Consider the following 1,122-nt stretch of genomic DNA (forward strand, 5'->3'; position numbering starts at 1 on the left):
ATTCTTCATTTTGCCTTCCAAACCACTTGGCCGCTGGTGTCGGTCAGCTAGACTAACACTAGCGCCCTTCAACTAACCGCTGGTTGAGAGTCTTCCTTATCAGCGATCAGATACTGCTCCTAGAATCCCCGACACTCTCTTCCTTTCACTCCAGTCTATCGAGCACCACTCTCTGAAGTAAGAAAGCATTTCTTTTGCGGCTGGGGTTGTCATGGTTAGCCTCGCAGGACCAAAAGCAAAAGTGATTTTGCCCTCTACCCCTCGGAAAAATCCGTTTGAGCAATCACCAGTGAAAGGAACATCTAAATCTACTTCACAGAAGCTCGGGATATGCTCGCCCGAAATACCTATTACCCATCCATCATTTCCGTTAATTGAAACACCATGATCGAATCCTGAGATACCAATAGAACCAGCGTATTCACACTCTATTTGTTTCCTTAAACTTAAAATATTAACCTGGGGGTCCATAGCCCTTTATCTCCCGTTTCTTTGTTAGTCGCATTCATCTAATATTTCATATCTTCTCTTTATCCGAAGGGGCTCTTACATATCGAATTAACTCATATTTAATTGCCCCCCATTTTTTATAGTTGGCTCTGGCTTGGTTTAGGCTGACTCCATTTGCTCCGCCCTCATAGTTAGGGTCAGCTTCCTGTGATGGGTCGTCCTCCCAGAAGCATACAGGGCATATCTCATAGTTACCCCGCGAATTCCGGTCAAATGTCTTGAACTCACAGCATGGGCAATTGGCGCTCATATCTACCTCCATCATTGTCGATTCCAATAATCTATACCATCTTTAGGTCTAAACATTGTTCTGGGTCTTCCTTTGGCATCTTTAATGCCAAACGTATTTGTTTTTTTATCGTAAATTAGTACGTCTCCGTTCGGACGCTGTTTACTCATAAGCCCCGGAGAGTCTTTCTTGAGAAAATCATGGGCACTCTCTACATATTGCTTAGCATTTTCGTACTCGGGGAACTCGGCTTTATGTTTGACCCAATGTCCATAAGCATTTTCTACGGATGATCGGCTCCTTGTCGGTGTCCAAATTGAGGCTTTTTTAGCGACGTTATCAACGGCCCCATAATTTCCGGGCAAGAAAAGACCAGCAGTAAA

3 protein-coding genes are annotated in these 1,122 nt (G+C 44.1%); all 3 read right to left on the reverse strand.

From position 1 onward, the window contains the following. Positions 1 to 99 precede the first annotated feature (99 nt). Entirely contained in the window at positions 100 to 471 is a 372-nt protein-coding gene (locus Y5S_RS19800; protein WP_156107871.1) for a hypothetical protein, read from the reverse strand. A gap of 46 nt (positions 472 to 517) precedes the next feature. Beyond that, on the reverse strand, positions 518 to 775 hold the full coding sequence (locus Y5S_RS20205; RefSeq protein WP_197055188.1) for a CPCC family cysteine-rich protein: 258 nt from the start codon (positions 773 to 775) through the stop codon (positions 518 to 520). Next, positions 772 to 1,122, reverse strand: a 351-nt coding sequence (locus tag Y5S_RS19935) for a hypothetical protein (RefSeq protein ID WP_197055189.1), incomplete at its 5' end; no start/stop codon positions are given. The genes Y5S_RS20205 and Y5S_RS19935, both read right to left, overlap by 4 nt.

This window comes from Alcanivorax nanhaiticus, from assembly GCF_000756665.1.
In the GTDB taxonomy this organism is placed as follows: Bacteria; Pseudomonadota; Gammaproteobacteria; order Pseudomonadales; family Alcanivoracaceae; genus Alcanivorax; species Alcanivorax nanhaiticus.